We start from the raw sequence: 26,245 nt of genomic DNA, 5'->3' as shown, positions 1-26,245 counted from the left end.
CGGGGGCCCGGACGGCCGCGTCACACGCCCGGGGCGGCGGCGCGCGTCACACGGTCGCGGTGTCGGGCGGCATGTTGTGCGGTGTGACGACCTGGATGACCGACGGCCGCGCCGGACCGGCGGGCGGCAGGGCGCCGTGGGCCCGCATCACGTGGCGGCAGGCCTCGCGCAGGTCCTGGCGCAGGTCGTGGTGGAGGACCACGGACAGGCGCCGCTCGCGCAGCAGACGGGTGTTGTCCTGGTCGAGGTCGTGGGCGACGAACACGTCGCAGGGGCGGCCGAGGTCCGCGAAGGCGCGCAGGGTGGCGATGTTGCCGCCGCCCATCGAGTAGACCGCACGAATGCCCGGATCGCGTTCCAGCGCGGCCCGGACCAGGTCGTACTGGGTGGCGTCCAGGCCCTGCCCCTCGGCGATCTCGACGAGTCTCCGCCCTGGGTGGCGAGCCCTCATGACGCCGCGGAAGCCCATCTCACGCTCTTCCTCGTTGCGGAAGAAGCCGCTGCTGAGGCTGGTGAGGATGTTGCCCGGGCGGTCGCCGAGCCACTGCCCCGTGAGGTAGGCGGCGGTCGCGCCGGCCGCCCGGTCGTCGATGCCGACGTAGGCCACCCGGGGACTGGCCGGCAGGTCCGTCGCCAGGGTGACGACGGGGACGCCGGCGGCGGTCAGCCGCTCCACGGCCGCGGACACCTCGGGGACGTCCGGGGCCTTGAGGACCACTCCCTGGGATCCGCGCCGGGCGATCCGGTCCAGGGTGTCGGTCAGTTCGCCCACCGGACCCGTCTCCCTGAAGTGGAAACGGCAGCGCACCACGGCCGGGTGCAGGGCGGGCAGTTCGGCCTCGAGCGCGGTCCGCACGGCGGTGGAGAAGCGTTCCGGCGCCTGCATCACGATGTCGCACATGAACGTGCGGCCGACCAGCCGGACCTGGGTGCGCTGGCGGTCCAGGTCGGCGATGGCCCGGCGCACCTCGTACGCGGTGCTCTCGCGCACCCCGCCGCGGCCGTTGAGCACCCGGTCGACGGTGGCCTCGCTCAGGCCCGCCTGACGTGCGATCTCCCGGATCGGGAAGGGGTGCCCCATGACCGGCTCCTCGGCTTCGTCGGCGCGGCGCGTCCTGAGGGGTTTTTGATGGCCGCCTGCTGGTTGTTCGACGCGTTTGTCAGGACAAGAATGACAGCACCGCGTCGCCCCTGTCAGCGAAAGGACGACGATGTCCCCAGCGCCCGTCAACGCCCACCGTGTCCGGCTGTCCGAGGACGACTGCGATCTCGGCGCCTTCCGCACGCTCGTCGAGCAGCCGACCGACCCGGCCGCCTGCCCGCGGGCCGTGGCCGTGCGGCAGAACGTGCCCGTGTACGCCGCCGGAGGGCTGCGCGACGACCCCGAGACGGCGGCCGAACTCGTCCACGCCCTCGCCGACGGACCCGGCATCGTCGTCCTCGAGGGTGCCTTCCCCGACCCGGCGGTGGTCGACCGGGCCACCGAGGTGTTCGACGCGCTGATCGCCGAGCAGCGCGCCTCGGGCGCGGCAGCCGGGGACCACTTCGCCGCGCCGGGGGCCAACGACCGGGTGTGGAACGCTCTGGAGAAGGCGGCCCTGCACGACCCCGAGGCGTTCGCCGACTACTACGCCAACGACGCCCTGTCCCTGGTCGCCCGGGCCTGGCTCGGTCCCGGCCACCAGGTCACCTCGCAGATCAACGTGGTCAACCCGGGCGGCGCGGCCCAGACGGTGCACCGCGACTACCACCTCGGTTTCCTGTCCGCCGAGGCCGCCGCGGCCTACCCGGCGCACGTGCACCGCCTCTCCCCCGTGCTCACGCTCCAGGGCGCCGTCGCGCACCGCGACATGCCCGTGGAGTCGGGCCCCACCATGTATCTGCCGCACTCCCAGAAGTACGAGCCGGGCTACCTGGCCTGGCGGCTGCCGGAGTTCCGGGCGTACTTCGAGGCGCACCACGTGCAGCTGCCGCTGGCCAAGGGCGACGCCGTGTTCTTCAACCCGGCGCTGTTCCACGCGGCGGGCACCAACCGCTCGGCGGACGTCCGCCGCATGGCCAACCTGCTCCAGATCTCCTCGCCGTTCGGCCGCGCCATGGAGACGGTGGACCGGGAGGCGGTGGTGAACGCCGTCTACCCGGTGCTGCTGAGGCGGAAGGCCGAGGGCGTGGGCGAGCGGTGGCTGGAACAGGTGATCGCCGCGAGCGCGGAGGGGTACCCCTTCCCCACGAACCTCGACCGGGATCCGCCGGTCGACGGACTGGCCCCGCCCTCCCAGGCGGACCTCGTGCGGCTGGCGCTGCGCGAGGAGTGGACGCCCGACGCGCTCCGTGCGCAGCTGCGGGCGGGCCGCGAACGACGAGAGAGCCGGTGAACGGGGCCGTGCGGGGCCCGGGACCCGGCGCGGACGCCCCTCACCACCCCACACAAGGAGCAGCGAAGCCCATGCGTATCGGAATCCTCGGCCTCGGCCGCATCGGCGCCTTCCACGCCGAGACCCTCGCCGGACTCGACGCCGTCGGCTCGCTGGTCGTCGCCGACCCCTTCGCGGACGCGGCGCGGGCCGCCGCCGAGCGGTTCGGCGCCGAGGTCGCGGACTCCCCCGAGGCGGTGCTGGCGGCGGGCGTGGACGGCGTGGTGGTCGCGGCGGCGACCGACGCCCACCCGGACCTGATCCTCGCCGCCGTGGATGCGGGCGTGCCGGTCTTCTGCGAGAAGCCCGTCGCCCGCACCATGGCGGAGGGCGTCGAAGTGCTCAAGGCGCTCGCGGGCCACGACGTGCCGGTCCAGATCGGCTACAACCGCCGCTTCGACGCCGGGTTCGCCGCCGCACGGGCCGCGGTGCTCGGCGGTGAGCTGGGCACGCTGCACACCGTACGGTCGACCACGCTGGACCCGGCGCCGCCGCCCGCCGCGTACATCGCCGCCTCCGGGGGCATCTTCCGGGACTGCTCGGTGCACGACTTCGACATCATCCGCTGGGTGACCGGCCGGGAGGTGAGCGAGGTGTACGCCGTCGGCGGCAACCGCGGCGCCGACTTCATCAGGGAGGCGGGCGACGCGGACACCACCGGCGCGATCCTCACCCTGGACGACGGCACCATCGCCGTGGTCTCCAACAGCCGCCACAACGCCCGCGGTTACGACGTCCGCATGGAGATCCACGGCTTCGACGACTCGATCGCCGTCGGCCTGGAGGACAAGCTGCCGCTGCGCTCGGTGGAGCCGGGCACGACCTTCCCGGCCGGCACTCCGCACGACTTCTTCATGGACCGCTTCACCGCCGCCTACCGCGCCGAGCTGACCGCGTTCACCGAGGTCGTCGCCGGTGTCCGCACCTCCCCCTGCACGGTCGAGGACGCGCTGGAGGCGGGCTGGATCGCCGAGGCGTGCACCCTGTCGCTGCACGAGCACCGTCCGGTGACGATCGCGGAGGTGCGGCGGGGCTGAGCGGGGCACAGGGTGCCGGGGCCGGCGGGGTCAGCTCGCCGGCTCGCTGATGTTCACCATCCAGGGGACGCCGAAACGGTCGGTGCACATGCCGAAGACGTCGCCCCACATCTGCTTCTCCAGGGGCACGGCGACGGAACCGCCGGCGGACAGCTTCTCCCAGTAGCCGCGCAGCTCGGCCGCGTCGTCGCCGCTGAGGCTGACCGAGAAGTTGCTCCCCGGCCGGTACTCCATTCCGGGAGGGGTGTCGGCGGCCATGAGGGTGAAGCCGCCCGGCGTCTCCAGCATGGCGTGCATGACCTGGTCGGCGTAGGCGGGGTCCGGCATGCCGGACTCGCCGAACGTGCTCAGCGCCAGGGTGCCGCCGAACACCTGCTCGTAGAACTCCATCGCCTGTCGGGCGTCGCCGTCGAAGCTGAGGTACGGGTTGAGACGCGAGGTCATGGCTGCCTCCCGGAACGGGCCGAGGTGTAGGTGTCAGTGCTGCGCACGCTAGCGCGCAGCACTGACAACGGCCCGCCGAGCGGTACGCCGGCGGGGCCCTCCCCCGCCGGCGGGACCCGGCTCAGGCTCCGCAGGACCGCAGGAACTTCCGGGTGCGCACCGCGATGGGCAGCGGCTTGTCCGGCTCGCAGGGGTACATGTCCTGCTCGACGATGGCGAACAGGTCCACGCCCAGTTCCTGGGCCGCCGTGAGCACCGGGCCCAGCTCCGGCACACCGCCCGGCGGCTCGCACATCACGCCGCGCTGCACGGCCGGCCCGAAGGGCACCCCGCCCTCCCGCACCCCGGCGAGGATCTCCGGGTCGACCTGCTTGAGGTGGAGGTAGCCGATGCGCTCGCCGTAGGTCTCGATCAGCTTGACGCTGTCGCCGCCGCAGTAGGCGTAGTGACCGGTGTCCAGGCAGAGGTTGACGAGGTCGGAGTCGGTGGCGTCGAGGAAGCGCTCGACGTGTTCCTCGGTGTCGATGTGGGTGTCGGCGTGCGGGTGGACGACGATGTCCAGGCCGTAGGTCTCCCGCACCTCGCGGCCGAGGCGTTCCATGCCCCGGGTGAGGTGGGTCCACTGCTCGCCGGTCAGCTCTGGCGGCTCCAGGATCTCGGCGGTCTTGTCGTCGCGCCAGAAGGACGGGATGACGACGAGGTGCTTCGCGTCCATCGCTTTGGTGAGGGCGGCGACGCGGCCGACCTGCTCCCAGGTGGCGTCCCACTCGGAGGGACCGCGGTGCAGCCCGCAGAAGATGGTGCCCGCCGAGACCTTGAGCCCGCGCCGGGTCACCTCGTCGGTGAGCCGGGCCGGGTCGGTGGGGAGGTAGCCGTAGGGGCCCAGTTCGATCCAGTCGTAGCCGGCCTCGGTGACCTCGTCCAGGAAGCGTTCCCACGGCACCTGCTGCGGGTCGTCGGGGAACCAGACGCCCCAGGAGTCGGGGGCCGAGCCGACGCGGATGCGGTCGAGGGCAGAGGACATGCTCAGGCCTTCCCTTCGGCGGTACCGGATGCGGTGCTGTCGGGTGCGGTGCTCTCGGTCCTGTCGGTCCCGTCGGTGGTGTCGGTCCTGTCGGTGGTGTCGGTGGTGTCGGTCCTGTCGGCAGTATCCGGCGCGGGGGCCTTCGCCGCATCGCCCGCGTCGTCGGGGAGCGCCGCCACGTCGACGCCGCCGACCTGGGCCAGCTCGTGCTTGAGGGCGGCGAGTTCGGCCCCGCCGGCCATGTGGTTGGTGAGTTCCTCCAGGGTGATGTCGGCGCGGGCGGCGCTGAGTTCGAGGGTGCCCAGGCGCAGCACGCTGAAGTGGTCGCCGACCATGTAGGCGTGGTGGGGGTTGTGGGTGATGAAGACGACGCCGAGGCCGCGTTCGCGGGCGGCGGCGATGTACTTGAGGACCACGCCCGACTGCTTGACGCCGAGGGCGGCGGTGGGCTCGTCGAGGATGAGGACGCGGGCACCGAAGTAGACGGCGCGGGCGATGGCGACGGACTGGCGCTGGCCGCCGGAAAGGGTGCCGATGGGCTGTTCGAGGTCGTCCAGGACGATGCCCATGTTGCGCAGTTCCTCGTCGGCCGTGCGCTTCATGCGGGCGATGTCGAGGCGGCGCACGGGCCAGGGGCCCTTGGTCATCTCGGAGCCGAGGAAGAAGTTGCGCCACACCGGCATCAGCGGAACGGTCGCGAGGTCCTGGTAGACCGTGGCGATGCCGCGGTCGAGGGCGTCGCGCGGGGTGCTGAAGCGCACGGCCTCGCCGTCGACGAGGAACTCGCCCTCCGTGTGCTGGTGCAGCCCGGAGATGATCTTGATGAGGGTGGACTTGCCGGCGCCGTTGTCACCGAGCACGCAGGTCACCCTGCCGGAGTGGACGGCGAGGTCGACTCCGTGCAGGGCGCGGACGTTGCCGTAGGCCTTGCCCGCGCGGCGCAGTTCGACGAGCGGGCGGTCCTGCTCGGGCGCGGGGTCGGCGAGGACGGCGCCGTGGGTGCCGGGGGCGGCGGGGGTCTTGCTGGTCATTTCCGATCACCTCCGGGTCGCGGCGCGGCGGACGTACAGGTTGATGAGGACGGCGCCGAGGAGCATCACACCGAGGAAGGCCTTGAACCAGTCCGGGTTCCAGCCCGCGAAGACGATGCCCTGGTTCACCATGCCGAACATGAAGGCGCCGAAGACGGGGCCGATGGCGGAGCCGTAGCCGCCGGTGAGCAGGCAGCCGCCGATGACCGCCGCGGCGATGTAGATCAGCTCCTGGCCGACGCCCTCACCCGACTGCACGGTGTTGAAGGAGAACAGCTGGTGCATGCCGACGAACCAGGCGCCGAAGCCGACCAGCATGAACAGCGTGATCTTGGTGAAGGTGACCGGCACGCCGACCGCGCGGGCGGACTCCTGGCTGCCGCCGACGGCGAAGATCCAGTTGCCGTACTTGGTGCGCAGCAGCACCCAGGTGGCCAGGGCGGCGAAGACCAGCCACCACACGACCGTGATCTTCACCTCGACGCCGCCCACGTCGAAGGACGAGGCGAACAGTGCCTTGGCCTGGTCGAAGCCGTCCATGTCGCTGATGTCGTCGGTGGCGACGTTGCCGGTGACGAGCTTGGTGACGGCGAGGTTGACGCCCTGGAGGACCAGGAAGGTCGCCAGCGTCACCAGGAAGCTCGGCAGTCCGGTCTTCACCAGCACCCAGCCGTTGAAGGCGCCGACGGCGAGCGAGACCACGAGGGCGACGACCACGCCCATCCAGACGTTCATCGTCAGCTGGTAGCTGAGCATGCCCGCGGTGAGCGCCGAGGTGACCACGGCGACACCGGCCGACAGGTCGAACTCGCCGCCGATCATCAGCAGCGCGACGGGCAGCGCCATGATGCCGATGGTGGACGACTGGTACAGGACCGTCGCCATGGAGGCGCCGTCGCGGAGCGTGGGGGCGGCGATCAGGAAGAAGACGAACACGGCGACGGCGCCGAGGAAGACCCCGACCTCGGGCCGGGCGAGCAGCCGCAGCGCCACGGGACGCTCACGGGTCCGCCCGTCGGTCTCCTTCGGGCCGGGGGCCGGCGGCGTGACCACCGCCGGCTCAGCCTGTGGGGCCATGCTCATCACCGGGTGCCCTTCGAGGCGAACTCGGCGACGGCCTTGACGTTGGACTTGTCGACGAAGGCCGGGCCGGTCAGCACCGGCTGCTCCCCGCCGCCGCTGTAGTTGCCGTTGTTCTTGTAGAGCCACAGTCCGTCGACGGCGAGGTAGCCCTGGAGGTAGGGCTGCTGGTCGACGGCGAACTCGATGTCGCCCTTGTCGATGGCGCCGGTCAGCTCCTTGTTGAGGTCGAAGGTGGCGACCTCGGCCTTGCTGCCGGACTCGTCCACGGACTGCACGGCCGTCATGGCGAACGGGGCGCCCAGCGTGACGACGTGGTCGATGGCGCTGTCCTGCTGCAGCTTGGCCGTGACCGTCGCCTTGACCGAGGGCTTGTCGGCGCCGTTGACGTACAGGTTCTCCACCGAGCCCTCGAACGTCTTCTTCAGGCCGTCGCAGCGCTGGGTCAGGCCGACGTTGCCCTGCTCGTGGATGACGCAGAGGGCCTTCTTGGAGCCCACCTCGTTCAGCTTCTTGCCGAACGCCTCGCCCGCCACGCTCTCGTCCTGGCCGAAGAACTCCATCAGGCCGAGCTTCTTCCAGTCCGCCAGACCGGAGTTGAGCCCGACCACGGGTATGCCGGCCTTCTCGGCCTTGGCGAGGACGCCCTTGAGGGCGTCCGGCTTGGCCAGGGTGACGGCGATGCCGTCGACCTTCTGGTCGATCGCGTTCTGCACCAGGTTGGCCTGGTTGCCGGCGTTCGGGTCGGCGGAGTAGACGAGCTTGACGTTGTCCTTGTCGGCGGCGGTCTGGGCGCCCTTGCGGACGATGTCCCAGAACGTGTCGCCGGGCGCCTGGTGGGTGACCAGGGCGATGGTCATGCGCGGGGTGTTCGCCTTGCCCGCGGAGGCCCCCGAGTCGCCCTCGTCGTCGGCCTCCTTCCCGCCCGAGCTGCTGGAGCAGCCGGCGAGGGTCAGGGCCGCGGCGGCGGCGAGGGCCACGGCGGGGGCGAATCTGCGGGAGCGGGCGTGCGAAGAGCGGTCCATCTTTTCCTGCACCTCACTGTGCGACTGTGCGACGGGAGAGCCGTGTGCCAGACCCGAGTGCCAGACCCGAGAAGAATGGCTGTTGCTGCGCTGGGACCGGATACAAGTCCTTGAGACGCCCACTGTCAATACTTTGTCAAGACATCATTTCACTCACAGGTCCGAATGTAAGTACAAAGTCTTGACAGCGTCGTCCAGGAGTCATACACCTGGGAGGCGGCAGGCCCCCGCCCAGCCCGAGGAGCGTCGCACATGGCCGAGTCAGTCCCGCGTTTCGATCTGATCACGATGGGCCGCATCGGGGTCGATCTCTATCCTCTGCAGACGGGCGTACCCCTGGCGGAGGTTGAGACCTTCGGCAAGTTTCTCGGCGGTTCGGCCTCCAACGTGGCGGTCGCCGCCGCCCGGCTCGGCCGCACCACGGCCGTCGTCACCCGCACGGGCGACGACCCCTTCGGCGGCTATCTGCACGGCGCGCTGAAGGAGTTCGGCGTCGACGACCGGTGGGTCACCCCGGTCGCCGCGTACCCGACCCCCGTGACGTTCTGCGAGATCTTCCCGCCGGACGACTTCCCGCTGTACTTCTACCGCCTCCCCAAGGCGCCCGACCTGGAGATCCATCCGGAGGAGCTGGATCTCGACGCGATCCGCGCGGCCTCGATCTTCTGGATGACCGGCACCGGACTGAGCGAGGAGCCGAGCCGTACGGCGACGCTGGCCGCCCTCGCCCACCGCGCGAAGTCCGGCACCACGGTCTTCGACCTGGACTGGCGCCCCATGTTCTGGGCCGACCCGGACCAGGCCCGCCCCCACTACGCCGAGGCGCTCCGGCACGCGACCGTCGCGGTCGGCAACCTGGACGAGTGCGAGATCGCCACCGGCGTGCGCGAACCCCGCGCCTGCGCCGAGGCGCTGCTGGCTGCCGGGGTGGAGCTGGCCGTGGTCAAGCAGGGCCCGAAGGGCGTCCTCGCCGTGCACCGCGACGGCCGGTCCGCCGAGGTGCCGCCGGTCCCGGTCGAGGTGGTCAACGGCCTCGGCGCGGGCGACGCGTTCGGCGGCTCCCTGTGCCACGGTCTGCTCTCCGGCTGGGACCTGGAGCGGATCATGCGGTACGCCAACGCGGCCGGCGCCCTCGTCGCCTCCCGTCTCGCCTGCTCCTCCGCGATGCCCACCGAGGCCGAGGTCGACGACCTCCTCGCGCGAGCCACCCCCTGAACGGAGCTTCGTCTTGTCCCTGAGCATCTCCAGCATCCCGGACCTCACCGCGGTCCGAGCCCGGCACCCGGAGGCGATCGCCGAGGCCGCGGCGCGCCGGGAGCGCCGCCCGCTGATCGGCGACTCCGGCCGCCTGATGATCGTGGCCGCCGACCATCCGGCGCGCGGCGCGCTCGGCGTCGGCGACCGCGGGCTCGCCATGGCCAACCGGGCCGACCTGCTGGAACGCCTGTGCACCGCGCTGTCCCGGCCCGGCGTCGACGGGGTGCTCGCCACCGCCGACGTGCTGGAGGACCTGCTGCTGCTCGGGGTGCTGGAGAACAAGGTCGTCATGGGTTCGATGAACCGCGGCGGCCTCGCGGGTGCCGCCTTCGAGATGGACGACCGCTTCACCGGCCACCGCGCCGAGGACATCGCCCGGCTGCGCTTCGACGCGGGCAAGCTGCTGCTGCGCATCGACTACGACGACCCCGGCTCGCTGGCCACCATGGAGGCGAGCGCCCGCGCGGTGGACGCCATGGCCGCCCGCGAACTGCCTCTGTTCATAGAGCCGTTCATTTCCCGCCGGGTCGAGGGCCGGGTCCGCAACGACCTGTCCGCCGAGGCCGTCACGCGGTCCGTCGCCATCGCCTCGGGCCTCGGCGGCACCTCCGCCTACTCCTGGCTGAAACTGCCCGTCACCCACGACCCCGACGACATGGCCGAGGTCCTGGAGACCTCCACGCTGCCCGCCGTCCTGCTCGGCGGCGACATAGGGGGCTCCCCCGCGGACCAGACCGCGGCCTACGAACGCTGGCGCAAGGCCCTGAGACTGCCCACCGTGCAGGGCATGGTCGTGGGCCGCTCGCTGCTCTACCCGGCCGGGGGCAGCGTGGAGGAGGCGGTGGACACGGCCGTGGGGCTGCTGTGACCGGTACTGCCGTGAGCAGGCGTTTGGTGACCGAGGAGAGGCGGAGGAGCGGACGATGACGTATCACCTTCCCGCGGGCAAGGCGACGGCGAACGGCCCGTACGCCGTGGACGTGACGCCCGAGAGCGCCGGCTGGGGCCACAGCAGCCTGCGTGTGGTGCACCTGCCTCCCGGCGGCGGCCACACCTTCGACAGCGGCGAGAGCGAGTGGATCGTCCTGCCGCTGAGCGGCGGCTGCACGGTCGCGGTCGCCGACGACTTCGGCAAGGACACCTTCGAACTCACCGGACGCGACAGCGTGTTCACCGGCGTCACCGACTTCGCGTACGTACCGCGCGAGGCCCGTACGACGGTGACGTCCACCGGGGGCGGCCGGTTCGCCCTGACCGGTGCCCGCTGCACCCGCCGCCTGCCCGCCCGCTACGGCCCGGCGTCGTCGGTGCCGGTGGAGCTGCGCGGCACCGGGAACTGCTCGCGGCAGGTCAACAACTTCGGTGCGGCGGGGACGTTCGAGTGCGACAAGCTGATCGCGGTCGAGGTCGTCACGCCGGGCGGCAACTGGTCCTCCTTCCCGCCGCACAAGCACGACGAGCACCGCCCGGGCGAGGAGTCGGTGCTGGAGGAGATCTACTACTTCGAGTTCGCGGACCACGACGGCACCCCGGGGCTCGGCTACCAGCGCGTCTCCCCCTCCGGGCGGGGGCAGGGCACGGACGTGCTGGCGGAGGTGCGCGACGGGGACGTCGTACTGATCCCCGACGGCTGGCACGGACCGTCGATGGCGGTCCCCGGCCACCACATGTACTACCTCAACGTCATGGCCGGTCCCGAGCCCGAGCGCGCCTGGCTGATCTGCGACCACCCCGACCACGCCTGGATCCGGGACACCTGGCCCGAGCAGCCGGTCGACCCCCGGCTCCCCCTCTACACCGCACCGGAGAGGTCCGCATGAGCGCCGCCACCCGCCGACTGACCACCGCCCAGGCCCTGGTGCGCTTCCTGGCCGCGCAGTACACCGAACGCGACGGCGTACGGCACCGTCTGATCACCGGAACCTGGGGCATCTTCGGCCACGGCAACGTGGCCGGCCTCGGCCAGGCCCTCGTCGAGTACGCGGACGTGATGCCGTACCACCAGGGCCGCAACGAACAGGCCATGGTCCACGCGGCCGTCGGTCACGCCCGGCAGCTCAACCGCCTGTCCGCGCAGGCCGTGACGACGTCCATCGGACCCGGCGCCACCAACCTGGTCACCGGCGCCGCCCTGGCCACGGTCAACCGCCTGCCGGTCCTGCTCCTGCCCGGCGACTACTTCGCCTCGCACGCCGCCGACCCGCTGCTCCAGCAGCTGGAACACCCCGTCGAGGCCGACGCGTCCGTGAACGACGCCCTGCGGCCCGTCTCCCGGTACTTCGACCGGATCACCCGCCCCGAAGCGCTCCTCTCCTCCGCCCTGAAGGCCGTGCGCGTGCTGGCCGACCCGGCGGAGACCGGCGCGGTCACCCTCGCGCTGCCGCAGGACGTGCAGGCGGAGGCGTACGACTGGCCGGAGGAGTTCTTCGCCGACCGCGTCTGGCGGGTGCGCCGCCCCGCGCCCGACCCGGCGGAACTGGCCGAGGCCGTCGGGCTGGTCCGCTCCGCCGCCCGCCCGCTGGTCGTCGCGGGCGGCGGCGTCCACCACAGCGAGGCCGAGCAGGCTCTGCGGGCACTGGTGGACGCCACCGGCATCCCGGTCGCCTCCACCCAGGCCGGCAAGGGCGCCCTGCGCCACGACCACCCGGCCGACCTCGGTGGCATCGGCCACACCGGGACCGCCGTGAGCGACGAACTCGCCCGCACCGCCGACCTGGTGATCGGCGTGGGCACCCGCTACTCGGACTTCACCACCGCCTCCGGCACCCTCTTCCAGCGCCCGGACGTCCGCTTCCTGAACCTGAACATCACCGCCTTCGACGCCCACAAGCTCGCCGCCGGCACCCTGGTGTGCGACGCGCGGGCAGGGCTCACGGCGCTAACGGAGGCGCTGTCCGGCCACCGCGTGGACGCGGCGTACGAGTCGGAGTACCGCGCGGGCAAGGCCCGTTGGGAGCAGACCGTCCAGGCGGCCTTCCACGCCGCCGACGACGGCGCGGTACCGACCCAGACACAGGTGCTGGGTGCGCTGGACACGGTCGTCGGCGACGAGGACGTGGTGATCAACGCGGCCGGCTCGCTCCCCGGCGACCTGCACAAGCTGTGGCGGGCCCGCTCCCCGCGCCAGTACCACCTGGAGTACGGCTACTCCTGCATGGGCTACGAGATCCCGGCCGCGCTCGGCGTCCAGCAGGCCGCGCCGGGCACCCCCGTGTGGGCGCTGGTCGGCGACGGGACGTATCTGATGAACCCGACGGAGATCGTCACGGCCGTCCAGGAGAACCTGCCGGTGAAGCTGGTCCTGGTCCAGAACCACGGCTACGCGTCCATCGGCGGCCTGTCCGAGTCGGTGGGCGCTGAGCGCTTCGGCACCGACTACCGCCACCGCGTCGCCGACGGCTCCTTCACCGGTGCCCCGCTCCCCGTCGACCTCGCCGCCAACGCGGCCAGCCTCGGCATGGACGTCCTGCGCGCCAAGACGGTGCGGGAGCTGCGCGAGGCACTGGCGACGGCCCGCGCGGCGACCCGCCCGACCTGCGTGTACGTCGAGACGGCGCCCGCGTCGGCCGCGCTCCCGGCCGAGGCCTGGTGGGACGTGCCGGTGGCCGAGGTGTCCGCCCGCGAGGCCGCGACCGACGCGCGGAAGACCTACGAGCGCGCGGTCGCCGACCGCCGCCACCACCTCTGACCTCGCCGTCGCCCCGCCCCGCCCCGACAGCCAGTCACCCACCCCAGGGAGGTACGTCCATGGCGAAGCCCGGCGACCCCGCACGTGCCGTGACCGCCCCCGCGACCGGCGCCCTCGACTTCGCCCTGGACCGGAGCAGTCCGGTGCCGCTCTACTACCAGCTGGCCCAGCAGCTGGAGGCGGCGATCGAACACGGCGCGCTCGCGCCGGGGAACCTGCTGGGCAACGAGGTCGACCTCTCCGTCCGTCTCGGCCTGTCCCGGCCGACCGTCCGGCAGGCCATCCAGTCCCTGGTCGACAAAGGGCTCCTGGTGCGCCGGCGCGGGGTCGGCACCCAGGTGGTGCACAGCCAGGTCAAGCGCCCGCTGGAACTGAGCAGTCTCTACGACGACCTGGAGGCGGCCGGGCAGGGACCGGGCACCCGGGTGGTGCGCAACGAGCGGGTCCCGGCCGCCGCCGAGGTCGCGGCGGCCCTCGGCGTCGCGGAGGGCACCGAGGTCACCGTCCTGGAGCGTCTGCGCCTCACCCACGGCCAGCCGGTGGCGATGCTGTGCAACCACCTTCCGGCGGACCTGCTGGAACTCGACGACGCCCGGCTGGAGTCGACCGGCCTGTACCGGTTGATGCGCGCGTCCGCCGTCACCCTGCACAGCGCCCGCCAGACCGTCGGCGCCCGCCTCGCCTCCCGCGAGGAGGCCGAACTGCTGGGCGAACCCGAGGGCGCCGCGCTGCTCACGATGCAACGCACCGCGTACGACGACACCGGCCGCGCGGTCGAGTACGGGACGCACGTCTACCGCGCGTCCCGGTACGCGTTCGACTTCCAGCTCCTGGTCAGGAACTGAGGGGTTCGTCCGGCCGGATTCAGTGGGCCACGTCCAGGCGGGCCCGCTGATCCGCCGCCAGCTCCAGGTCCACGGCCGCCAGGTTCTCCTCCAACTGTGCCACCGACTAGGCCCCGGCCAGCGGCACGATCGGCAGTTCGGCGCCGATCTGCCAGGCGAGGACGACCTGGTTGACGGTGGCCCCGGCCTCCCGGGCGACCTCGCGGAGCACCGCGGGCCGGGCCGGGGTTCTCGGGTGGTCGTAGTCCGGGCGCGGCGGCTTGTCCTCGCGAATGCAGGTGCCCGCCAGCAGCGGCGAGTAGGCGACCGGGGTGAGGCCCGGCTCGGCCCGCAGGTTCTCCCGCACGAAGAACTACAAGATCCTCCGCGTCTGTCGGCAGCACGGCGTCGGCCTCCACCACGCCGTCGCCCGCATGCACAGCCTTGCCCTAGCCGCATGATCACCCACGGCGGAACACCACTCCGACCTGCGGGATCACGCCTTGTACGGCCCATGGTTCTTGGCCAGGTGGGGCGGATGGGACTCGAATCCACGGTCGACGGATCATGAGTCCACTGCTCGACTTCACGGCAGGACGCGCCTCCTCAACGCTTGTCGGCCGCCGACGATGTCCGGAGGTCCACTACCGCGGACCCAACGATATCTTTGGCTACGCTCCGTCGAAGTCTGGCGACCAGCAGCAGGCGTGACGGTGAACGACCCCTTTGGAGAAGGCCGGATCACTCGTCCGACACGATGGCAGCACTAGCCAGCCGAACCGACCAAGGTCTCGAAGCCTGAGCTGTCGCAGTAAGACACTGCACGACCCTCAGCCCCGATGTCGCCGCCAACCGCGTTGACGGTGTCATCCACGATGTCGGCACCACCGTGTTCCAGGCTTGCCCGGTCAAGCCTTTTCGAGGCCTCGATGACCGCATGCCCTGCCAATTCGATGTTGTCGAACTCGCGCGACCGGACACTCTGTCCGTCACCGGCATCGGCGTCTGACGCGCCGGTTGCCGGGGCGTGCGCCGTGTCCTGCCAGGTCCCCAGCTTGGTGCAGAAATCCCGTTGTCGCTCCTTGGCCTGCGCTGGATCGTCCGACGAACAACTGCTCATCAGGACAGCGGCAACGGCAACGACCGCTGCTCGCCCGACTGCTCGTGTAATCGCACTGCTGTGCTGCAAGGACATGCCCTCCCCGAAGCTGCCACCACAGAGTATGGATCAGGAAGGTGTCACCTTGCACCGATCTCCACGCGTCATCAGCACCGGATCGACGAGGAGTTGAGCAGTACACGGCCAACCCGGCGAACCCATGCGGTCACAGCACCAGTCCGCGTCATGGAACAGGCCGCACGCCACGGCATCATCCAAGTCAACCCCGCCCGGGTCAGCCCTGACGCCGACGCATGCCTCTTCACCGGCCCACCGGCCACGGTTCAGTGATCACCACTCAGCGCCACCTCGACCCGGATACCAACAAGATCACAGCCGCTGGGTCGGAGCTCTCCGCACATCTCAGGGTGCTGCGCGCCCCGCGCGCACTTCCCACGACGACTGTCCTCACTCGCTGAGACCGGTCAAGGAACGCTGGTCCCCACCTGGTCCCCAAAAACGACCAAGAGCCGGTTTCAGATGTCTCCGAAACCGGCCCTGATCTGCGACTGTCCCCAGTCGGGACGACAGGATTTGAACCTGCGACCCCTTGACCCCCAGTCAAGTGCGCTACCAAGCTGCGCCACGTCCCGGTGTGCTCACGCACGGTGCACCGCGCGATCACGCGGACAGCACTTTACCCCACACACCCGGCCACGCCTAAGCGGGCTCGGGCGGGGGACAATCGGTGCCATGGACAGCCCTGCCGACAGCCCCATGGACAGCACCGCCCCGGACCGCCCGGCCGACGGGCGGGACCGCGACGACGAGGGGCGGGCGCGCAATGCCCGGCCGCGGGACGGGCTCGGGCGGCCCCTGCCGTACGGCGCCGACGGTGTGGCCCGCCAGCCCGAGGGGATCGTACGGGCGCCGGACGAGACGGTCGCCGAGGCGCAGCGGCTGCTGGACGACGGCAAGCCGTTCCACGCGCACGAGGTGTTCGAGGACGCCTGGAAGTCGGGCCCCGACGAGGAGCGCGAGCTCTGGCGGGGGATGGCGCAGCTGGCCGTGGGGCTCACGCACGCGGCGCGCGGCAATGTCACCGGTGGGGCCAGGCTGCTGCGGCGCGGGGCGGGGGCCGTGACGCAGTGGGCGGCGTCGGGAGCCGGGCGGGAGCGGCCGTACGGGATGGAGCTCGGCTCGGTCGCCGGGTGGGCCCGGGAGCTGGCGGGGGACGTGGAGGGCGGGTTGTCGGTGGACGCGGCGGCGCGGGCGCCCCGGCTGCGGGGCTGAAGCCCGCCGGGGCGGCCCGGCCGGGGCGTTGTCGGCGGCGTACGGCAGACTCGGGGCGTGCGGACTATTCATGTGATCGGTATCGGCGCGGGCGACCCCGACCAGCTGACGCTCCAGGCGGTCGGGGCGCTGCGGAGCACGGACGTGTTCTTCGTCCTGGACAAGGGCGAGGCGAAGGCCGACCTGGTGCGGCTGCGCCGGGACATGCTGGAGACGCACGTGCCGGAGGGGACGTACCGGATCGTCGAGGCGCGCGACCCCGAGCGGGACCGGAGCGCGGGCGGCGCGGCGTACTCCCCCGCCGTCGGGGACTGGCGCAGTGCCCGCGCCGGCGTCTACGAGCGGTTGATCGCCGAGGAGCTGCGCGAGGACGAGAGCGGCGCGTTCCTGGTGTGGGGCGACCCCGCGCTGTACGACAGCACGCTGGGCATCCTGGAGGAGATCCTGGAGCGCGGCTCGGTGGCGTTCGAGTACGACGTGGTGCCCGGCATCAGCAGCGTCTCCTCGCTGGTCGCGCGGCACCGGACCGGGCTGAACCGGGTGGCTCGCCCGGTGCAGATCACCACCGGGCGACGGCTCGCGGAGGGCTTCCCCGAGGACGCGGACGACGTCGTCGTGATGCTGGACGCCCACCAGACCTTCCGGCGGTACGCGGACCAGGACATCGACATCTACTGGGGTGCCTACCTGGGCACCCCGGACGAGATCCTCGACTCCGGTCCGATCGCCGAGGCCGCGCCCCGCATCGAGCGGCTGCGCGCCGAGGCGCGGGAGCGCAAGGGCTGGATCATGGACACGTATCTGCTGCGGCGCAATCCCGGGGACCGCTGACTCGACCGGCCCCGACCCGGTCCCTGCCGGTTCCTGACCGGGCCCTCGGGCGTACCCGGGCGGACCGTCCCCGCATGCGTGGCCGGTGCACCGGTGTGATCGTGGCCGCGTGACAGTCGCCGAGGAAGCGCCGCGGACCGCCGCCGCCCAGCCGCCCGTGCTGGACCGGCGGCGCCGCAACGTCGTCTTCGTCACGATCATGCTCGGGGTGCTGCTCGCGGCCCTGGACCAGACGATCGTGGGCACCGCGCTGCCCACCATCGTGTCGGACCTGGGCGGTGCCGAGCACATGTCGTGGGTGGTGACCTCGTACCTGCTCGCGGAGACCGTGGCGACGGTCCTGGTCGGCAAGTTCGGCGACCTGTTCGGCCGCAAGGTCGTCTTCCAGGTGTCCGCGGTCGTGTTCATCACCGGCTCCTTCCTGTGCGGGCTGGCGACGAACATGCCACTGCTGATCATCTGGCGGGCGGTGCAGGGCGTCGGGGCGGGCGGCCTGATGGTGACGGCGATGGCGCTGATCGCGGACGTCGTCCCGCTGCGGGAGCGGGGCAAGTACCAGGGCGCGATCGGCGCGGTGTTCGGGGTCGCGACCGTCATCGGTCCGCTCCTTGGCGGGTTGTTCACCGACCACCTGTCCTGGCGCTGGGCGTTCTACGTCAACGTGCCGATCGCGGTCGCCGTGGTGATCGCCGCGGCCCGCACCATCCCGGTGGTGAAGTCGGCCGCCCGTCCCGTCATCGACTACCTGGGAATCGCGCTGGTCGCGGTGGGCGCGAGCGCGCTGATCCTGGCGACGAGCTGGGGCGGCAACGAGTACGCGTGGGGCTCGGCCGTGATCATCGGTCTGTTCGCGGGCGGGCTGGTCGCGCTCGGCCTGTTCTGCCGGGTGGAGGCCCGGGCGGCCGAACCGATGCTGCCGATGCGGCTGTTCTCCAACCCGGTGTTCACGGTCTGCTCGGTCCTCAGCTTCATCGTCGGCTTCGCGATGCTGGGCGCGCTGACGTATCTGCCGACGTATCTGCAGTACGTCGACGGGGATTCGGCCACGGTCTCCGGGGTGCGGACGCTGCCGATGGTGGCGGGGCTGCTGATCGCCTCGGTGTTCAGCGGCAACGTGGTCAGCAAGACGGGACGGTACCGGCTGTTCCCCGTCGCGGGCACGCTGGTGATGGGCCTCGGCCTGTACCTGATGTCGCTGATGGGTCCGGCCACGGGCGCGGGGCTGGAGTCGCTGTACATGTTCGTCCTCGGCACGGGCATCGGGCTGTCCATGCAGGTGCTGACCATCGCGGTGCAGAACACCGTCGACTACACCGACCTCGGGACCGCGACCTCCGGCGTCACCTTCTTCCGCACACTGGGCAGTTCCTTCGGCACCGCCGTGTTCGGCACCATCTACGCCAACGCGCTCGGCCCCAACCTGCGCGACGGCGTCGCGGCGGCGGCCCGCACCGGGGCCGCCGACCCGTCGGTGATCGGCCGGGCGGCGACCAGCCCCGAAGGTGTGCACCGGCTGCCGTCCCCGGCTTCGGTGCCGATCGTCGGCGCGTACGCGGACACCATCTCGACCGTGTTCCTGTGGACGGTGCCGGTCGCCGTCCTGGGCTTCGTCGTCGCCCTGTTCCTCAAGCAGGTCCCGCTGCGCGACAGCGCCCGCGCGGGCTCCACGGACATGGGCGAGGGCTTCGCCTCACCGCACGACGCGAGCAGCAGGCGGACGCTGGAGGCCTCCGTAGGGAAGATCGTCGGCGGCACGGAGCTGGACACCGCGCGCCGGATCGTCGCGGACAGCGACACCCGGCTGGATGTCGCCGGCGCCTGGGCGGTGATGCAGGTGGACCTGTTCACGCGGCTGGTCGGGCACGCCAGCCTCGGTCTGATCGCGGCCCGCCGCCGGATGCCGCCGGAGGTACTGCTGCCGGTCTTCGACCGGATGGTGGAGGAGGGGTTCCTGACCCGCCACGGCTCCCTGCTCTCGCACACCGAGGCGGGCGCGCGCGAGGCGCTGGTGATCGGCCGGGCGTGGGCGACCTGGCTGGAGGACCGGGTGGAGCGGGACATCGGCCGCCCCACGGACGCGGAGCTGCGCGCCGCCGTCGACGCCATCGCCAAGCGCCTGCTGGTGGAGGATCTCTCCAACGGTCTCCCGCAGCGGGTCAGGCGAGCAGGAGTTGCAGACCGCCCACAACCGTCGCCGCGATCACCAGACGCTCGAACAGGCGTTGGTTGATCCGGTCCACTGCCCACTTGCCGAGGAACGCGCCGGGCACGACGAACACGACCAGCGCCGCGTCGAGCAGCAGCGAGTGGCCGTCGATCAGGCCGAGGCCCGCGCTGAAGGGCAGCTTGGAGACGTTGACGATCAGGAAGAAGAACGCCGACGTGCCCAGGAAGCCGAGCTTCCTGAACCCCGCGGACAGCAGGTACATCGACATCACCGGGCCGCCGGCGTTGGCGACCATCGTGGTGAACCCGCCCAGGACGCCGTACGAGCGGGCCTTGACGCGGCCGGTGCGCGAGGCGACCTCCTCCGGCCGCTGGGCGGCGTCGGCCTGCCGCCGGCGCCACACCGTCACCGCGGCCATGAGCAGCAGGATCACGCCGATCGACGTGCGCACGACCGCGTCGTCGGCCCACACCAGGAAGACGGTGCCGACGACCACGCCCACGCCCACCGCCGGGAACAGCCGCCACAGGGTGGGCCAGTGCGCGTGGCGCCGGTAGGTGAGGACGGCGAGTACGTCACCGGCGATCAGCACCGGCAGCAGGATGCCGGTGGAGGCGCGGGCCGGCAGGACCGCGGCGAAGATCGCGAGGCTGACCGTGTTGGCCCCGCTCACCGCGGTCTTGGAGAAGCCGACGAGCAGGGCGGCGAAGGCGAGGGCGGCGAATTCCCAACCGGTGAGGTGCCAGAGCGTCATGGTGTCCATTGCGGGGATCGATGCTATGCGCACCCACCCGGTGCCGTAAGCACCGTCTCGCCCATTGATCCTTAGCGGTCGGTGTACCGCACGCGCAGCTCCCGCTTCAGTACCTTCATGCTCGGTCCGAGGGGAAGTTCGTCCGCGAACTCCACCCGGCGCGGGTACTTGTGCCGCCCGAGGTGCTGCTTGGACCACTCGGTGACCTCGCCGGCGTCCGGCGCCGTTCCGGGCTCGGCGCCGGGGGCGCGTACGACCACCGCGCAGATCTCCTCGCCGTGCAGTTCGTCCGGGAGTCCGACGACGGCGACCTGGGCGATGCCGGGGTGGCGCATCAGCACCTCCTCGACCTCCCGCGGGTAGACGTTGTAGCCGCCCCGGATGATGACGTCCTTCTTGCGGTCGACGATCCTGAGGAACCCGTCCTGGTCCTTGGTGCCCAGGTCCCCGGTGCGGAACCAGCCGTCGACCAGTGCCTCGGCGGTGGCCTCGGGGCGGCCGAGGTAGCCGGAGAAGACGTTGTGGCCGCGGACGACGACCTCGCCCAGTTCACCGGCCGGCAGCAGTTCCACCGTGTGCTCGACCTCGGCGCGGGCTATCTCCACGTCCACGCCCCACAGCGGGTGGCCGATGGTGCCGGGCCTGGCGCCGAACACCGGCTGGTTCACGGACGCCGCGGGCGAGGTCTCGGACAGTCCGTACCCCTCGTAGATCTTCGCCCCGAACGCCTCCTCGAACCGTTCGAGGACGGCCACCGGGAGCGAGGCGCCGCCGGAGACGCACACCCGCAGTCGCGGCAGGGCCTCGGCACCGGCCGCCGCGGCGGCGAGGGCGACGAACATGGTGGGCACCCCGTGGAAGGTGTTGACCCCCTCCTTCACCATCAGCTCGATCGCGCGCGCCGCGTCGAAGCGCGGCAGCAGGACGAGGGTCGCGCCCGCACGCCAGGTGGAGTTCAGGGAGACGGTCTGGCCGAAGGCGTGGAAGAGGGGCAGTGCGCCGAGCGCCACGTCGTCGGGGCGGATGTCGTTGGCGTCGAAGGCGTTGACCGTCGCGTTCATCACCAGGTTGAAGTGGCTGAGCACGGCGCCCTTGGGGACGCCGGTCGTGCCGCTGGTGTAGAAGACCACGGCCGGGTCGTCGGCGTTGCGGGTGACGTACGAGGGCAGCGGCTCGGCGTCCGCGGCGAGCTTGCCGAACTCCTCGCCGAGCGTGATCATCCGTACGCCGGTCGCCCGCGCGGCGGCGGCCCCGGTCTCCGCCTGCGCCGGGTGGCACAGCAGCAGGGTGGCACCGCTGTCGCGCAGGACGTGCTCGACCTCGGCCGCCGACAGCAGCAGGTGCACGGGGACGACGACGGCGCCGGCCGCGGCGACGGCGTAGTAGGCCTGCGGGAAGTCGGCGGTGTTCGGCGCCATCAGCGCCACCCGGTCCCCCGGCCGGACGTCCAGGCCGACGAGGGCACCGGCCTGGGCGCGGGCCCGCCGCCACACCTCGGCGAAGGTCAGCCGCAGGTCGCCCTCGACCAGCGCCTCCTTGTCGGGACGGCGCCGGGCGTTCTCGGCGAGGACGGCGGCGACGGAGAGGGTTGCCATGGGGTGTTGCTCCGTTCCTTGCTGCGGCTCTGCAGAGGGGGTGGCTGAGGGGGGTGGCTCAAGGAGGGTGGCTCTACGGCTGGGACGGTCCTAGTGGCGTTCGACGAGGACCGCGCTGCCCTGCCCCACGCCCACGCACATCGTGGCCAGCCCGCGGCCGGCCCCCGTGCGGCGCATGCGGTGGAGCAGGGTGGTGAGGATGCGGGCGCCGGAGCAGCCGAGCGGGTGGCCCAGTGCGATGGCGCCGCCGGTGGGGTTGACCAGGTCGGGGTCGATGCCGAGCCGGTCGACGCAGGCGAGGGCCTGGGCGGCGAAGGCCTCGTTGAACTCGGCCTCCGCGAGGTCGCCGACGCTCCAGCCGGCCCGGGCGAGGACCTTGCGGGTGGCGGGGACCGGGCCGATGCCCATGACGTCCGGGTGGACGCCGGCCGAGCCGCCCGCGACATAGCGGCCCAGCGACTCCAGGCCCAGGTCGTTCAGGGCTTCCTCGCTGACCAGGAGCAGGCCGGCGGCGCCGTCGTTCATCGGGGAGGCGTTGCCCGCGGTGACCGTGCCGCCGGGGCGGAAGACGGGCTTCAGGCGCCCCAGCTTCTCCAGGGAGGTGTCCTCGCGGACGCACTCGTCGGTGTCGACGACCACGCCGTCGGGGCGCTCCACGGGGAGGATCTCGTCGTCGAAGTGGCCGTTCTTGCGGGCCTCGGCGGCGAGACGGTGGCTGCGCAGGGCGAACGCGTCCTGGCGCCCGCGCGGGACGCCGTACCGCTCGGCGACCTCCTCGGCCGTCTCCCCCATGGCCAGCAGGCCGTGCAGGTCCTTCATCGCCGGGTTGACCAGGCGCCAGCCGAGCCGGGTGTCGGCGGTCTCGATGCGGTGCGGCAGCGCCTCGTCGGGGCGGGGCAGCACGAAGGGGGCGCGGCTCATGGACTCGGAGCCGCCCGCGAGCACGATGTCGGCCTCGCCTGCGGCGATGGTGCGGGCGGCGGTGGTGATGGCCTCGAGTCCGGACGCGCACAGCCGGTTGACGGTGGCGCCGGGCACGGTCTCGGGCAGGCCCGCGAGCAGGGCGGCCATCCGGGCGACGTTGCGGTTGTCCTCGCCGGCCTGGTTGGCGGCGCCCCAGTACACGTCGTCGACCCGGGCCGGGTCGAGTGCGGGCACGCCGGCGACCAGGCCCCGGATCACGGCGGCGGCGAGGTCGTCGGGCCGCACGGTCGACAGGGAACCGCGCAGCTTGCCGATCGGGGTGCGGCGGGCGGCCGCGAAGTGGACGGGACGCACGTGGGGACTCCTGACCGTCGTCGCGCGGTCACCGCACGGCGCACCGCCGCCGCGCCGACCACCGCGAACCTTGATGAGCACTACCCTTAATTAGCACTGCTAGTTTTCGACTATAGACCGCCGGACGCCGTCCTGGGAAGATCCTCCGGAGGACCGTCACCGACGCCGCCGGAGGAGACATGGCCGAGGCCCGCGAGCACACCCTGACCGGAACACGGGGACGGATCACCGTCCGCGAGTGGTCCGCGGCGCGCCCCCGGTACGTCACGCTGCTGGTCCACGGCTACGGCGAGCACTCCGGCCGCTACGAAGAGGTGGCCGGCGTCCTCACCGGCCACGGCGCCGCCGTCTACGCCCCGGACCACATGGGGCACGGGCGCTCGGACGGCGAGCGGGTGGTCATCGAGGACTTCGAGGACGTGGTCACGGACGTGCGCGCCGCGGCCGGTCTCGCCCGCGCCGCCCACCCTGACCTGCCCCTCGTGATGGTCGGACACTCCATGGGCGGTCTCATCGCCTCCCGCTACGCCCAGCGGCACCCCGGCGAGCTGACGGCGCTGGTGCTGTCCGGGCCCGTCATCGGGGACTGGGAGCTGCCGCGCCGGCTGCTCGCCCTGGAGGAGATCCCGGACACCCCGATCAGCCCGGCCTCGCTCTCCCGCGACCCGGCCATCGGGGCGGCGTACGCGGCGGACCCGCTGGTGTGGCACGGGCCGATGAAGCGGCCGACGCTTCAGGCGTTCGTGCGGACGCTGGAGACCGTGGCCGAGGGCGGCGACGTCGGCCGGCTGCCGCTGCTGTGGGTGCACGGGGACGACGACCGGCTGGTGCCGCTGCCCGGCAGCCGCGTCGGCGTCGAGCCGCTGAGCGGCGGCGACCTGACCGAGCGGATCTACCCGGGCGGCCGGCACGAGCTCTTCAACGAGACCAACCGGGACGCGGTGTTCGCGGACGTCACCCGCTTCCTGGACGGCGCACTCGCCCGCTGACCGGGGCGCCCCCGGACCGCGCCGGGAGTTTGCCCCCCGCGCCCCATGGGCACCCGCGCCCGCATGGAGTGGTTGCGCCGCGCCGCCTGCGTGGATGAGGACCCCGATCTGTTCTTCCCGGTGGGCACCGCCGGGCCCGCCCTGCGGGACACGGCGGCCGCCAAGCGGGTCTGCGCCAGATGCCCGGTGACCCCCGAGTGCCTGGCCTTCGCCCTGGAGTCGGGGCAGACGTCGGGCGTGTGGGGCGGCACCGACGAGGCGGAGCGCGTCGCACTGCTCCGGCTGACCGCGCAACACGCACGTACGCACGACGAAATGAGGGACCCCTCATGGCCGACGCCCTCGAACTCGACGCACTGTGGGAGGACTTCCACCGCGTGGTGAACATGACCTCCGCGGAACTCGCGGACTGGCTCCGGGTGCGCGACTCCGGCGAGTTGACCGAACCGCTGCCCGACGACGCCGGGCCGCCCCTCGGGCAGCACGTCCTCGCCATCCTCCAGAAGCGGCGCACCGACCTGACGGAGGACGACCTGCGCGCGATGCGCAAGGTCGTGGACACCGTGACCTCGCGGGCCGACGTGGAGAACGAGCCCGCGTCCGACGACACCCGTCTGCGGCACCAGCTCATGACGGTCGGTCACGACCCGCTGAAGCCGTAGCCGTGAGCCGCGACCAACGGCGGATCGTGCGCGAACTCGTCGACGCGCACGGGCAGACCTACGCCGACGAGGCGGGCATCCGGCTGAAGGACACCCCGCAGCCCCTGTACCGGCTGCTGGTCCTCGCGCACCTGCTCAGCGCCCGCATCAGCGCCTCCATCGCGGTCGCCACCGCCCGCGCCCTGAGCGAGGCGGGGCTGCGCGACCCGCGCCGCATGGCCGGCGCCACCTGGCAGGAACGGGTGGACGCGCTCGGCCGGGGCGGATACCGGCGCTACGACGAGCGCACCGCCACCCAGCTCGGCGACGCCGCCGAACTGGTGACCGAGCGGTGGGGCGGGGACCTGCGCAGGCTGCGCGACGAGGCGGACGGCGACGTCTCCGCGGTACGGCGACTGCTCCAGGAGTTCCCCGGAGTGGGACCGACCGGCGCGGACATCTTCCTGCGGGAGGCCCAGCTGGTGTGGCCCGAGGCGGCGCCCTACCTGGACCGCAAGGCCCTCCAGGGCGCGGAGCGCCTCGGCCTGCCCGGGAACCGGGACCGGCTCGTCGAGCTGGCCGGGAAGACGGAACCGGCCGTCCTCGCGGCGGCGCTCGTCCGCGCCGCGGTGGACAAGGAAGTGGCCGAGGACACCCTCCACCACGCGGCCTGAGCGAGCGGCCGGGCCGCCGTCACCCGGACAGCCCCCTGCGCTGGTGCGCCCCCGGCCCCGGTGATGCGCTGAGGACACCGTTTCCCGTCCCAGGAGGCATCCCGCGATGAGCCGTCGTCCGTCCCACCCCGCCCGTCTCCTGGCCTCCGCCCTGGCGGCGGGCGCGCTGCTGACCACAGCCGCCTGCTCGGACGGCGGGGGTTCGGACGGCGCCTCGGACACCGCCGCCGAACAGGCCGGGATCGCCGAGCAGAACGCGGCGCGGCAGACCCCTAGCGGCTCCCCCACGACCTCCCCGACCGGCTCGCCCAGCGCCTCCCCCAGTGCCTCTGCGGGCGCCCTCACCGAGTCCGGCGCCAAGGCCGCCCTGCTCACCGAGGCCGACCTGGAGGACGACTGGAACCAGGTCGAGGACGCGGACAAGTGGCGCGACCGGCTGCTCGTCGGCAAGGTCGACGTGGCCGACTTCCTCACCGCCAAGGCCGACGCGGCGGACTGCCAGCAGCTGCTCGACGGGCTCTACCGCGACAACTTCCTGGGCGAGCCGTCGGGGCCGTCGGCGCTCACCGGCTTCGAGCAGGGCGACTCGCGGCTCCTGGAGCAGGTCGCCGGCTACGACCGCGCCGGTCTCGACGACCGCCTGAAGTGGATGCACTCCCTGCCGCAGAAGTGCGACGAGTTCACCGCGACCGACTCCGGCGGCGCCAAGCGCACGGTCCAGGTGACCGAGGCCTCGGTGCCCGACGTGGGCGACGCCCGCGAGGGCCTGCACGTGACCGTGCAGGGCGACACCGACGGCACCCCGGTCACGCTCACCCTGGACGTCGCCGCCGTACGCGTCGACACCTCCGCCCTGACCGTCACGGCCGGCGGCCCGGACGGCGGTCAGAGCTCCTCCGTCGAGCGGGGCGTGCGCCAGGGCACCGAGCGCCTGCAGACCGTCCTGGACGGCGGGACCCCCTCGCCGCAGCCCACCAACCTGGACTGACCCCGGGCGGCCTCCACCGCGTCGTGCGCACATCCGGCGAAACCCGGACAGCGTGATCACCGGACGGCACAATGGTCCGCGACGGACGGCGCACGCGCGAAGGAGCCGAGAC

Annotated in this window: 25 protein-coding genes, 1 tRNA gene and 2 pseudogenes; 16 read left to right on the top strand and 12 right to left on the bottom strand. The window is 72.3% G+C overall.

All coding sequences use genetic code 11. The features are described from left to right. Nucleotides 1-46: 46 nt before the first annotated feature. Complete coding sequence (locus tag ACIQFU_RS11205) at nucleotides 47-1,081, bottom strand: LacI family DNA-binding transcriptional regulator (protein WP_402550610.1); 1,035 nt, start codon at nucleotides 1,079-1,081, stop codon at nucleotides 47-49. A gap of 130 nt (nucleotides 1,082-1,211) precedes the next feature. Between ACIQFU_RS11205 and ACIQFU_RS11200 the strand changes: the two genes are divergently transcribed. Both ACIQFU_RS11200 and ACIQFU_RS11195 read left to right on the top strand, forming a co-directional pair. Then, nucleotides 1,212-2,375: a phytanoyl-CoA dioxygenase family protein gene (locus ACIQFU_RS11200; RefSeq protein ID WP_402550609.1), complete on the top strand. Its 1,164-nt coding sequence runs from the start codon at nucleotides 1,212-1,214 to the stop codon at nucleotides 2,373-2,375. A 71-nt stretch (nucleotides 2,376-2,446) separates the two neighbouring features. Next, complete coding sequence (locus ACIQFU_RS11195) at nucleotides 2,447-3,451, top strand: Gfo/Idh/MocA family oxidoreductase (RefSeq protein WP_402550608.1); 1,005 nt, start codon at nucleotides 2,447-2,449, stop codon at nucleotides 3,449-3,451. Between the two features lie 30 nt (nucleotides 3,452-3,481). Here the strand turns inward: ACIQFU_RS11195 and ACIQFU_RS11190 are convergent, their stop codons facing one another. The 5 genes from ACIQFU_RS11190 to ACIQFU_RS11170 all read right to left on the bottom strand — a co-directional run bounded on the left by ACIQFU_RS11190 (nucleotide 3,482) and on the right by ACIQFU_RS11170 (nucleotide 8,055). After that, on the bottom strand, nucleotides 3,482-3,895 hold the full coding sequence (locus ACIQFU_RS11190; RefSeq protein WP_402550607.1) for a VOC family protein: 414 nt from the start codon (nucleotides 3,893-3,895) through the stop codon (nucleotides 3,482-3,484). 121 nt (nucleotides 3,896-4,016) lie between these two features. Next, nucleotides 4,017-4,919, bottom strand: coding sequence for a sugar phosphate isomerase/epimerase family protein (locus ACIQFU_RS11185; protein ID WP_402550606.1), 903 nt, complete (start codon nucleotides 4,917-4,919; stop codon nucleotides 4,017-4,019). 2 nt (nucleotides 4,920-4,921) lie between these two features. Then, on the bottom strand, nucleotides 4,922-5,950 hold the full coding sequence (locus ACIQFU_RS11180; protein ID WP_402550605.1) for an ATP-binding cassette domain-containing protein: 1,029 nt from the start codon (nucleotides 5,948-5,950) through the stop codon (nucleotides 4,922-4,924). 6 nt (nucleotides 5,951-5,956) lie between these two features. Beyond that, on the bottom strand, nucleotides 5,957-7,033 hold the full coding sequence (locus ACIQFU_RS11175) for an ABC transporter permease (RefSeq protein ID WP_402550604.1): 1,077 nt from the start codon (nucleotides 7,031-7,033) through the stop codon (nucleotides 5,957-5,959). After that, nucleotides 7,033-8,055 carry a sugar ABC transporter substrate-binding protein gene (locus ACIQFU_RS11170; RefSeq protein ID WP_402550603.1) on the bottom strand — a complete coding sequence of 341 codons (1,023 nt, stop codon included), beginning with the start codon at nucleotides 8,053-8,055 and terminating at the stop codon, nucleotides 7,033-7,035. Before ACIQFU_RS11170 ends, ACIQFU_RS11175 begins: the two co-directional genes overlap by 1 nt. A 252-nt stretch (nucleotides 8,056-8,307) precedes the next feature. Here ACIQFU_RS11170 and iolC point away from each other — a divergent pair, with 252 nt between their 5' ends. From iolC to ACIQFU_RS11145, 5 genes are read left to right on the top strand one after another with little or no spacing between them, the layout of a single operon-like run. Continuing rightward, a complete protein-coding gene (gene iolC, locus ACIQFU_RS11165; protein WP_402550602.1) occupies nucleotides 8,308-9,270 on the top strand; it encodes a 5-dehydro-2-deoxygluconokinase in 963 nt (320 codons plus the stop codon). 13 nt (nucleotides 9,271-9,283) lie between these two features. Then, complete coding sequence (locus tag ACIQFU_RS11160; protein WP_402550601.1) at nucleotides 9,284-10,180, top strand: deoxyribose-phosphate aldolase; 897 nt, start codon at nucleotides 9,284-9,286, stop codon at nucleotides 10,178-10,180. 55 nt (nucleotides 10,181-10,235) lie between these two features. Further along, complete coding sequence (gene iolB, locus ACIQFU_RS11155) at nucleotides 10,236-11,132, top strand: 5-deoxy-glucuronate isomerase (protein ID WP_402550600.1); 897 nt, start codon at nucleotides 10,236-10,238, stop codon at nucleotides 11,130-11,132. After that, nucleotides 11,129-13,000 (top strand): 3D-(3,5/4)-trihydroxycyclohexane-1,2-dione acylhydrolase (decyclizing), encoded by a 1,872-nt coding sequence (gene iolD / locus ACIQFU_RS11150; protein WP_402550599.1) that lies wholly within the window; start codon nucleotides 11,129-11,131, stop codon nucleotides 12,998-13,000. The genes iolB and iolD overlap by 4 nt, the downstream gene beginning before the upstream one ends. A gap of 59 nt (nucleotides 13,001-13,059) precedes the next feature. Next, nucleotides 13,060-13,845: a GntR family transcriptional regulator gene (locus tag ACIQFU_RS11145; protein WP_402550598.1), complete on the top strand. Its 786-nt coding sequence runs from the start codon at nucleotides 13,060-13,062 to the stop codon at nucleotides 13,843-13,845. A 19-nt stretch (nucleotides 13,846-13,864) separates the two neighbouring features. Here the strand turns inward: ACIQFU_RS11145 and ACIQFU_RS11140 are convergent. Further along, nucleotides 13,865-14,179 (bottom strand): annotated as a pseudogene (locus ACIQFU_RS11140) (aldo/keto reductase); the annotation flags it as partial. Between the two features lie 7 nt (nucleotides 14,180-14,186). Here ACIQFU_RS11140 and ACIQFU_RS11135 point away from each other — a divergent pair. Then, nucleotides 14,187-14,285: pseudogene (locus ACIQFU_RS11135) on the top strand (IS5/IS1182 family transposase); the annotation flags it as partial. Nucleotides 14,286-14,590: 305 nt separating this feature from the next. Here ACIQFU_RS11135 and ACIQFU_RS11130 read toward each other — a convergent pair. Then, a complete protein-coding gene (locus tag ACIQFU_RS11130; RefSeq protein WP_402550597.1) occupies nucleotides 14,591-15,019 on the bottom strand; it encodes a hypothetical protein in 429 nt (142 codons plus the stop codon). Between the two features lie 483 nt (nucleotides 15,020-15,502). After that, a tRNA-Pro gene (locus tag ACIQFU_RS11125) sits at nucleotides 15,503-15,576 on the bottom strand. 100 nt (nucleotides 15,577-15,676) lie between these two features. Here ACIQFU_RS11125 and ACIQFU_RS11120 point away from each other — a divergent pair. The 3 genes from ACIQFU_RS11120 to ACIQFU_RS11110 all read left to right on the top strand — a co-directional run bounded on the left by ACIQFU_RS11120 (nucleotide 15,677) and on the right by ACIQFU_RS11110 (nucleotide 19,277). Continuing rightward, a complete protein-coding gene (locus tag ACIQFU_RS11120) occupies nucleotides 15,677-16,216 on the top strand; it encodes a DUF309 domain-containing protein (RefSeq protein ID WP_402550596.1) in 540 nt (179 codons plus the stop codon). 57 nt (nucleotides 16,217-16,273) lie between these two features. Further along, nucleotides 16,274-17,047 (top strand): precorrin-6A synthase (deacetylating), encoded by a 774-nt coding sequence (gene cobF, locus ACIQFU_RS11115; protein WP_402550595.1) that lies wholly within the window; start codon nucleotides 16,274-16,276, stop codon nucleotides 17,045-17,047. A 109-nt stretch (nucleotides 17,048-17,156) separates the two neighbouring features. Continuing rightward, nucleotides 17,157-19,277 (top strand): MDR family MFS transporter, encoded by a 2,121-nt coding sequence (locus tag ACIQFU_RS11110; protein ID WP_402550594.1) that lies wholly within the window; start codon nucleotides 17,157-17,159, stop codon nucleotides 19,275-19,277. Here the strand turns inward: ACIQFU_RS11110 and ACIQFU_RS11105 are convergent. The 3 genes from ACIQFU_RS11105 to ACIQFU_RS11095 all read right to left on the bottom strand — a co-directional run bounded on the left by ACIQFU_RS11105 (nucleotide 19,204) and on the right by ACIQFU_RS11095 (nucleotide 22,841). After that, entirely contained in the window at nucleotides 19,204-19,977 is a 774-nt protein-coding gene (locus tag ACIQFU_RS11105) for a sulfite exporter TauE/SafE family protein (protein ID WP_402550593.1), read from the bottom strand. The two genes, ACIQFU_RS11110 and ACIQFU_RS11105, sit on opposite strands and share 74 nt — an antisense overlap. 62 nt (nucleotides 19,978-20,039) lie before the next feature. Then, complete coding sequence (locus ACIQFU_RS11100) at nucleotides 20,040-21,563, bottom strand: long-chain fatty acid--CoA ligase (RefSeq protein ID WP_402550592.1); 1,524 nt, start codon at nucleotides 21,561-21,563, stop codon at nucleotides 20,040-20,042. Nucleotides 21,564-21,653: 90 nt separating this feature from the next. Next, nucleotides 21,654-22,841 (bottom strand): thiolase family protein, encoded by a 1,188-nt coding sequence (locus tag ACIQFU_RS11095; RefSeq protein ID WP_402550591.1) that lies wholly within the window; start codon nucleotides 22,839-22,841, stop codon nucleotides 21,654-21,656. Between the two features lie 179 nt (nucleotides 22,842-23,020). On the opposite strand from ACIQFU_RS11095, the gene ACIQFU_RS11090 reads away from it, so the two are divergent. From ACIQFU_RS11090 to ACIQFU_RS11070, 5 genes are all read left to right on the top strand, one after another. Continuing rightward, nucleotides 23,021-23,830 (top strand): lysophospholipase, encoded by an 810-nt coding sequence (locus ACIQFU_RS11090; RefSeq protein WP_402550590.1) that lies wholly within the window; start codon nucleotides 23,021-23,023, stop codon nucleotides 23,828-23,830. Nucleotides 23,831-23,893: 63 nt separating this feature from the next. Beyond that, a complete protein-coding gene (locus ACIQFU_RS11085; RefSeq protein WP_402550589.1) occupies nucleotides 23,894-24,214 on the top strand; it encodes a WhiB family transcriptional regulator in 321 nt (106 codons plus the stop codon). Beyond that, a complete protein-coding gene (locus tag ACIQFU_RS11080; protein ID WP_402550588.1) occupies nucleotides 24,160-24,492 on the top strand; it encodes a DUF3140 domain-containing protein in 333 nt (110 codons plus the stop codon). The genes ACIQFU_RS11085 and ACIQFU_RS11080 overlap by 55 nt, the downstream gene beginning before the upstream one ends. Before the next feature lie 2 nt (nucleotides 24,493-24,494). Then, nucleotides 24,495-25,145 carry an endonuclease gene (locus tag ACIQFU_RS11075; protein WP_402550587.1) on the top strand — a complete coding sequence of 217 codons (651 nt, stop codon included), beginning with the start codon at nucleotides 24,495-24,497 and terminating at the stop codon, nucleotides 25,143-25,145. A gap of 106 nt (nucleotides 25,146-25,251) precedes the next feature. Continuing rightward, nucleotides 25,252-26,133 (top strand): hypothetical protein, encoded by an 882-nt coding sequence (locus tag ACIQFU_RS11070; protein WP_402550586.1) that lies wholly within the window; start codon nucleotides 25,252-25,254, stop codon nucleotides 26,131-26,133. The last annotated feature ends 112 nt before the right edge of the window (nucleotides 26,134-26,245 follow it).

The sequence above is a fragment of the Streptomyces sp. NPDC093065 genome (assembly GCF_044754585.1).
Classification (GTDB): Bacteria; Actinomycetota; Actinomycetes; order Streptomycetales; family Streptomycetaceae; genus Streptomyces.
The sequence above is the reverse complement of the archived record's forward strand: the minus strand, read 5'-3'. Positions and strand labels throughout refer to the sequence as shown.

Bases quoted from the DNA above. Each gene is read 5' to 3' on its own strand.
- ACIQFU_RS11205 (WP_402550610.1), bottom strand. From the start codon at position 1,081: ATGGGGCACCCCTTCCCGATCCGGGAGATCGCACGTCAGGCGGGCCTG.
- ACIQFU_RS11200 (WP_402550609.1), top strand. From the start codon at position 1,212: ATGTCCCCAGCGCCCGTCAACGCCCACCGTGTCCGGCTGTCCGAGGAC.
- ACIQFU_RS11195 (WP_402550608.1), top strand. From the start codon at position 2,447: ATGCGTATCGGAATCCTCGGCCTCGGCCGCATCGGCGCCTTCCACGCC.
- ACIQFU_RS11190 (WP_402550607.1), bottom strand. From the start codon at position 3,895: ATGACCTCGCGTCTCAACCCGTACCTCAGCTTCGACGGCGACGCCCGA.
- ACIQFU_RS11185 (WP_402550606.1), bottom strand. From the start codon at position 4,919: ATGTCCTCTGCCCTCGACCGCATCCGCGTCGGCTCGGCCCCCGACTCC.
- ACIQFU_RS11180 (WP_402550605.1), bottom strand. From the start codon at position 5,950: ATGACCAGCAAGACCCCCGCCGCCCCCGGCACCCACGGCGCCGTCCTC.
- ACIQFU_RS11175 (WP_402550604.1), bottom strand. From the start codon at position 7,033: ATGAGCATGGCCCCACAGGCTGAGCCGGCGGTGGTCACGCCGCCGGCC.
- ACIQFU_RS11170 (WP_402550603.1), bottom strand. From the start codon at position 8,055: ATGGACCGCTCTTCGCACGCCCGCTCCCGCAGATTCGCCCCCGCCGTG.
- iolC (WP_402550602.1), top strand. From the start codon at position 8,308: ATGGCCGAGTCAGTCCCGCGTTTCGATCTGATCACGATGGGCCGCATC.
- iolB (WP_402550600.1), top strand. From the start codon at position 10,236: ATGACGTATCACCTTCCCGCGGGCAAGGCGACGGCGAACGGCCCGTAC.
- iolD (WP_402550599.1), top strand. From the start codon at position 11,129: ATGAGCGCCGCCACCCGCCGACTGACCACCGCCCAGGCCCTGGTGCGC.
- ACIQFU_RS11145 (WP_402550598.1), top strand. From the start codon at position 13,060: ATGGCGAAGCCCGGCGACCCCGCACGTGCCGTGACCGCCCCCGCGACC.
- ACIQFU_RS11130 (WP_402550597.1), bottom strand. From the start codon at position 15,019: ATGTCCTTGCAGCACAGCAGTGCGATTACACGAGCAGTCGGGCGAGCA.
- ACIQFU_RS11120 (WP_402550596.1), top strand. From the start codon at position 15,677: ATGGACAGCCCTGCCGACAGCCCCATGGACAGCACCGCCCCGGACCGC.
- ACIQFU_RS11105 (WP_402550593.1), bottom strand. From the start codon at position 19,977: ATGGACACCATGACGCTCTGGCACCTCACCGGTTGGGAATTCGCCGCC.
- ACIQFU_RS11100 (WP_402550592.1), bottom strand. From the start codon at position 21,563: ATGGCAACCCTCTCCGTCGCCGCCGTCCTCGCCGAGAACGCCCGGCGC.
- ACIQFU_RS11090 (WP_402550590.1), top strand. From the start codon at position 23,021: ATGGCCGAGGCCCGCGAGCACACCCTGACCGGAACACGGGGACGGATC.
- ACIQFU_RS11085 (WP_402550589.1), top strand. From the start codon at position 23,894: ATGGAGTGGTTGCGCCGCGCCGCCTGCGTGGATGAGGACCCCGATCTG.
- ACIQFU_RS11080 (WP_402550588.1), top strand. From the start codon at position 24,160: ATGGCCGACGCCCTCGAACTCGACGCACTGTGGGAGGACTTCCACCGC.
- ACIQFU_RS11070 (WP_402550586.1), top strand. From the start codon at position 25,252: ATGAGCCGTCGTCCGTCCCACCCCGCCCGTCTCCTGGCCTCCGCCCTG.